The following is a 5,818-nucleotide window of genomic DNA, read 5'->3' as shown; positions in this document are numbered from 1 at the left end:
CGGCCGCTGCCGAGCCGCCTGCCGCCGAGCCCGCTCCGCACCGGCCTGCCCCGAACCGGGTCGCCCCGCTCAGCCCGCCGGCCCGCGCCCGGCTGACCCGCGACGTCCCGCTCGAGCGGTCCGGGCCCAACTGGGCCCTGGTGGGCGGCGCCGTGCTGGCCGTCGTGGCGGTGCTGCTGGTGGTGCAGCTGGTGGGCGACCTGCGCGCGCCCGGCCGCGGCACCCACCAGGTCGCCTCGCCCGCGACGTCCACGCCCGGGTCGGTGCCGACGTCCGGCTCGACCCCGACGGCCAGCCCGAGCCCGCCGCCGGCCACCGGCTCGGCCAGCCCGTCGACGTCCGCCACCTCCACCGCCCCCAGCACCCCGCGCGGCGTCGCGATCGCGCTGCGGGTCACCGGCGACTCGTGGGTGTCGGTGCGCGACGCGTCGGGGCGCACGATGTTCTCCGGCCTGCTCAGCAAGGGCGACGCGCGGCGCTTCCGCGACGGCAAGGCGCTGCGGCTGACGCTCGGCAACGCCGGTGCGGTGCAGCTCACGGTCAACGGCAAGCCCATCGGCTCGGCCGGCGGCGACGGCCAGGTGGTGCGGCTGCGGTTCGGGCCGGGCGACCCGGCCTGAGCGCGTCCGTAGACTTGCCTGCATGACCTCACGCACGGTGGCGCTCGTCACCCTGGGCTGCACCCGCAACGAGGTCGACTCCGAGGAGCTCGCCGGCCGGCTCGAGGCCGAGGGCTGGACGCTGGTCGACGACGCGGCTGCGGCCGACGTCGCCGTCGTCAACACCTGCGGCTTCGTCGAGTCCGCCAAGAAGGACTCGGTCGACGCGCTGCTCGAGGCCAGCGAGCTCAAGGACGACGCCGCCAGCCGCACCCAGGCCGTCGTGGCCGTGGGCTGCCTGGCCGAGCGCTACGGCGAGCAGCTGGCGAGCTCGTTGCCCGAGGCCGACGCCGTGCTCGGCTTCGACTCGTACCGCGACATGGCCTCGCACCTCGAGCAGGTGCTGCACGGCGAGCGTCCCGCCTCGCACGTGCCGCGCGACCGCCGCAGCCTGCTGCCGCTCACGCCCTCGACCCGGCAGGGCGCGGACGTCGTCGTGCCAGGCCACGACAGCGCACCTGACCTGCCCGCCGGTCTGGCCCCGGCGTCCGGGCCGCGCGTGCTGCGCCGCCGGCTGGACGGCCGGCCCTGGGCGCCGCTGAAGATCGCGTCCGGCTGCGACCGGCGCTGCGCGTTCTGCGCCATCCCCAGCTTCCGCGGCGCGTTCTTGTCGCGCCGGCCCTCCGACGTCCTGGACGAGGCGCGCTGGCTGGGGCAGCAGGGCGTGCGCGAGCTCTTCCTGGTCAGCGAGAACTCCACGTCGTACGGCAAGGACCTCGGCGACCTGCGGCTGCTCGAGGCCCTGCTGCCCGAGCTCGCGGCCGTCGACGGCGTCGACCGCGTGCGCGTGTCGTACCTGCAGCCGGCCGAGGTGCGGCCCACGCTGCTGGACGCCATGGCCTCGACCGAGGGCGTCGTGCCGTACTTCGACCTGTCGTTCCAGCACGCGTCCGCGCCGCTGCTGCGGCGCATGCGGCGGTTCGGCAGCACCGAGCCCTTCCTCGCCCTGCTCGACGAGGTGCGCGCCCGGGCGCCGCAGGCTGGCGTGCGCTCGAACGTCATCGTCGGTTTCCCGGGCGAGACCGAGGCGGACGTCGACGAGCTCGAGCGCTTCCTGGTGGCCGCGCAGCTCGACGTCGTCGGCGTGTTCGGGTACTCCGACGAGGACGGCACCGAGGCCGAGACCTACGACGGCAAGCTCCCCGACGCGGTCGTCGCCGAGCGCGTGCAGCGCCTGACCGACCTGGTCGAGCAGCTCACCGCCGAGCGGGCCGAGCAGCGCGTCGGCGAGGTCGTCGAGGTGCTGGTCGAGGAGCTCGAGGACGGCGTGGCCGAGGGCCGCGCCGCCCACCAGGGCCCGGACGTCGACGGCGTCGTGCACCTGCCCGCCGACGGCCTGGCCGTGGGCGACCTGGTGCGGGCGCGGGTCGTCGGCAGCGAGGGCGTCGACCTGCTCGCGGAGCGGCGGTGAGCACCGGCGCGGGGACGCCGCGCGCCACCGGCGCGAGCACCTGGAACCTCGCCAACGCCCTCACCGGGCTGCGCCTGGTGCTCGTGCCCGTCTTCGGCTGGCTGCTGCTGCACGAGGACGGCACCGACGCCGGATGGCGCCTGGCCGCGTTCCTCGCCTTCGGCACGGCCTCGATCACCGACCGCTTCGACGGCGAGCTGGCCCGGCGGCGCGGTCTGGTGACCGACGTCGGCAAGATCGCCGACCCGATCGCGGACAAGGCGCTGATCGGCACCGCGCTGGTCGGGCTCTCGGTGCTCGGCGAGCTGCCCTGGTGGGTGACCGTGCTGGTGATGGTGCGCGAGATCGGCATCACCGCCCTGCGGCTCGTGGTGATCCGGCACGGCGTCATGCCGGCCAGCCGCGGAGGCAAGGTCAAGACGTTCCTGCAGGCGCTGGCGATCGGCCTCTACCTGCTGCCGCCGGACTGGTTGCCGCACCTGCTGGCGCAGGCCGTCATGGCCGTGGCGGTGGTGGTCACGGTGGTCACGGGCGTCGACTACGTGGCGCGCGCCGTCCGGCTGCGGCGCACCAGTCCCCGGGCGCTCGCCAAGCGGGCGCGGCGCGAGGCCGGTGCGGGTGGCTGAGGCCGCCGTCCCCGAGGCGCCGGACGACGTCGCCCGGCTGGCCGGGGAGGTGGTCCGGCTGCTGGTGGCGCAGAGCCGCACGCTGGCCACGGCCGAGTCGCTCACCGGCGGGCTCCTCGCGGGGGCCCTGACCGGCGTCCCGGGGGCCTCGGCGGTGTTCCGCGGAGGTGTGGTCGCGTACGCGACCGACCTCAAGCACTCGCTGGTCGGCGTGGACGACGGCCTGCTGGCCCGCGTCGGCGCGGTCGACCGCGAGGTGGCGGCCCAGCTCGCGGCCGGTGCGCGCGAGCGGCTCGGCGCGGACCTCGGGCTGTCGACCACGGGCGTCGCCGGTCCGGACCCGCAGGACGGCCACGGCCCGGGCACGGTCTGGGTCGGCCTGGCTGACGCCGCCGGCGCGGTGGGCCTGGACGCGTCCGGCCCGGCTGCCGGGCGCGCCGCGGTGCGGCGGGCGACGGTGCTGCGCGCCCTGCAGGTGCTGCACGAGCGGCTGATCGGGGAAGAGGCCGCGCCGCCCGGCCGTTGACCCGAACGGTGCGCACCGGCGCGGGGCGCGCGACCTCACGACCCCGACGGGGTACCGTGGGACGAGCGAGACCGACACAGGGAGGCGTCATGGTGCTGCTCCGTCAGGAGATCGGCGACGTGCTGCGCGAGCAGCGTCGTCAGCAGAGCCGCACCCTGCGCGAGGTGTCGGCCAAGGCGCGCGTGTCCCTGGGCTACCTCAGCGAGGTCGAGCGGGGGCAGAAGGAGGCGTCCAGCGAGCTGCTGGCCTCGATCTGCGACGCCCTCGAGATGCCGCTGTCGCTGGTGCTCAGCCAGGTCAGCGAGCGCGTCGCGGACGCCGAGCGCGTCGCCACCCCCGTGGCCAACCTGCCGGTCGCGTCGGCCCAGGTGTCGAGCCGGCTGGTCAGCGCCGCCTGATCAGCCCGCGACGACAGCGTCGCGCAGCCCGGCCGCCTCGGCGGCCGTGGGGAACGACGTCTGCGTGCCGTCGCGCTGCACGCTCCACGAGGCGCACGCGCACGCCAGCGAGGCCGCCTGCTGCGGGGTGAGCCCCTCGGCCAGCCCCACCACGAAGGCGCCCACGAAGCCGTCGCCCGCGCCGGTGGTGTCGACCGCCTGCACCACCGGGGCCGCGACGCGCTGCACCGCGCCGTCGAGCGTCAGGGCGGCACCACGCTCGCCGAGGGTGACGACCACCGCGCACCCGGTCGCGGCCGCCAGCGCGAGCACCTGGATGTCGTCGTGCGGGTCGGCGGCGCCCTGGTCGTCGACCAGGCCGCGCTGCACGGCCAGCTCGGCGAACTCGACCTCGTTGGGCACCAGCCAGTCCGCGGCCGCCAGCAGCGCGTCGTCGACCGCGGCGAACGGCGCCGGGTTGAGCACGGTGGTGGCGCCGCGCTCGCGACCTGCGGCCAGTCCTGCGGCGGTCGCCGCCTGCGGGATCTCGAGCTGGCCGACGACGACGTCCACCGGCTCGGCCGAGGCGACGGCGGCGCGCGCGTCGTCCGCGGTGACGAGGTCGTTGGCGCCGGGGACGACGACGATCCGGTTGGTGCCGTCGAGCTCGACCCAGATCGGGGCGACGCCGCTCGGACCGGGCCGCCGCACCAGCGCGCGCACGTCGACGCCCTCGTCGGCCAGGTGGGCCAGGTAGGTCTCGCCGTTGGCGTCGTCGCCCAGGCAGCCCACGAAGCGCACGTGCGCGCCCAGCCGGGCCGCCATCACGGCCTGGTTGGCGCCCTTGCCGCCGAACCCCACCACGAAGCGCCGGCCCACCACCGTCTCGCCGGCCGCGGGCGCGCGGTCGAGGTAGACGACCTGGTCGGTCATGGTGCTGCCCACCACGACGACGTGCGGGCGCTCGGCTGCGGACATGCGGGGCTCCTCGGGGCTGCTCGGGGTCAGGCCTCGACCGGCGGCTGGCAGTGCGGGCAGAAGAACGCGACCCGGTCGTGCGGGGCCTGGCCGATCGGTTCGACCCGGATCGGGGTGCGGCAGCGCCGGCACGGCTGGCGCATCCGGCCGTGCACCCAGGTGTTCTGGCCGTTGCGGGTGTCGCCGGTCGTGGTCTGGACGGCGCGGGGCAGGTTGGCCTGCATCATCGCCTGCACCCGCTCCAGCAGCCCGTCGAGGTGGGGCACCTGGGCGGTCGGCATCCACGGGTTCACGCCGCGCACGAACAGGCACTCGGCCATGTACATCGTGCCGACGCCGCACAGCACGCGCTGGTCGAGCAGCGCCTCGCCGATCGGGCGCTCTGGCGTCTCGCGCATCGTCGCCAGGACGCGGGCGGCGTCCCAGTCGTCGCCGAGGACGTCGGGGCCGAGGTGCCCGACGAGCGAGCCCTCGTCGGCCGTGGGCACGAGGTCGAGCATGCCCAGCTTGTGGCCGACGGCGGTCCACTCGGCGTTGGCGACGACGGCGCGGACGGCGTCGGCCCGCCGCGCCGAGCCCCAGCGCTGACCGGTGCGGTGCACGTGCCAGGAGCCCTCCATGCGCAGGTGGCTGTGCAGCGTCACCGGCGTGGCGCCGTCGACCCGCAGCAGCAGGTGCTTGCCGCGCGGGCGGACCTCGAGCACGGTGCGGCCGCTGAGGTCGACCGTGGCCAGCGAGGGCCAGCGCAGGTCGCTCAGCGTCAGCTCGCGCCCGGCCAGGGCGGCGTGCAGCCGGTCGGCCGTGCGCCAGACCACGTCACCCTCGGGCATGGGGCCATCCTGCGTGATGGACCGCCGGTCGCGCTCGGCGGGTCAACGGCGCAGCCGCAACCCTCGCGGCGTGGCGTGGAAGCCGGCCTGCTCGAGCGCCTGCACCAGCGGGTGGGCCGAGCCCAGCAGGCCAGCGCCGTCGGCCTTCTCGACGGTGAGCCGGCCGAGCGCGCCCTCGCGTACCGCCAGGGCCAGCGCGTCCGCGGCGGCCGAGAGCACCTCGGGCTCGTCGGTGTACGACAGCAGGGTGCGCCCGCCGCGCTCGACGTAGAGCGCCAGCAGGCCGTCGTGCAGGACGACGAGGGCACCGGCCTTGCGCCCCGGCTTGTGCTGGCCGGCGGCCGTCGTCCGGCCGCCGTCGGACCCGGCGGCGCTCGAGGCACCGGCGACGCCGCCGACGGCCTCGGCGGG

8 protein-coding genes are annotated in these 5,818 nt (G+C 76.4%); 5 read left to right on the top strand and 3 right to left on the bottom strand.

Going from position 1 to position 5,818, the window contains the following annotated elements:
- The 5 genes from ACYVJ4_RS12455 to ACYVJ4_RS12435 form a co-directional block, all read left to right on the top strand.
- Nucleotides 1-620 (top strand): DUF4115 domain-containing protein (locus tag ACYVJ4_RS12455; RefSeq protein WP_460460450.1); only part of this gene is annotated, 620 nt, incomplete at its 5' end.
- A 22-nt stretch (nt 621-642) separates the two neighbouring features.
- Nucleotides 643-2,070: a 30S ribosomal protein S12 methylthiotransferase RimO gene (gene rimO / locus ACYVJ4_RS12450; protein ID WP_460460449.1), complete on the top strand. Its 1,428-nt coding sequence runs from the start codon at nt 643-645 to the stop codon at nt 2,068-2,070.
- On the top strand, nt 2,067-2,696 hold the full coding sequence (gene pgsA, locus ACYVJ4_RS12445; protein WP_460460448.1) for a CDP-diacylglycerol--glycerol-3-phosphate 3-phosphatidyltransferase: 630 nt from the start codon (nt 2,067-2,069) through the stop codon (nt 2,694-2,696). The genes rimO and pgsA overlap by 4 nt, the downstream gene beginning before the upstream one ends.
- On the top strand, nt 2,689-3,222 hold the full coding sequence (locus ACYVJ4_RS12440) for a CinA family protein (RefSeq protein WP_460460447.1): 534 nt from the start codon (nt 2,689-2,691) through the stop codon (nt 3,220-3,222). The genes pgsA and ACYVJ4_RS12440 overlap by 8 nt, the downstream gene beginning before the upstream one ends.
- Before the next feature lie 89 nt (nt 3,223-3,311).
- On the top strand, nt 3,312-3,620 hold the full coding sequence (locus tag ACYVJ4_RS12435; protein ID WP_460460446.1) for a helix-turn-helix domain-containing protein: 309 nt from the start codon (nt 3,312-3,314) through the stop codon (nt 3,618-3,620).
- On the opposite strand, the gene ACYVJ4_RS12430 is transcribed toward ACYVJ4_RS12435, so the two are convergent.
- The 3 genes from ACYVJ4_RS12430 to ACYVJ4_RS12420 form a co-directional block, all read right to left on the bottom strand.
- Nucleotides 3,621-4,577: a ribokinase gene (locus ACYVJ4_RS12430; protein WP_460460445.1), complete on the bottom strand. Its 957-nt coding sequence runs from the start codon at nt 4,575-4,577 to the stop codon at nt 3,621-3,623.
- Between the two features lie 26 nt (nt 4,578-4,603).
- A complete protein-coding gene (locus ACYVJ4_RS12425) occupies nt 4,604-5,407 on the bottom strand; it encodes a DNA-formamidopyrimidine glycosylase family protein (protein WP_460460444.1) in 804 nt (267 codons plus the stop codon).
- 42 nt (nt 5,408-5,449) lie between these two features.
- Nucleotides 5,450-5,818: hypothetical protein (locus ACYVJ4_RS12420; protein ID WP_460460443.1), on the bottom strand; the 369-nt coding region annotated here is incomplete at its 5' end.

Source organism: Angustibacter peucedani (assembly GCF_054779595.1).
This window is presented reverse-complemented; position numbering and strand designations above follow the sequence as displayed.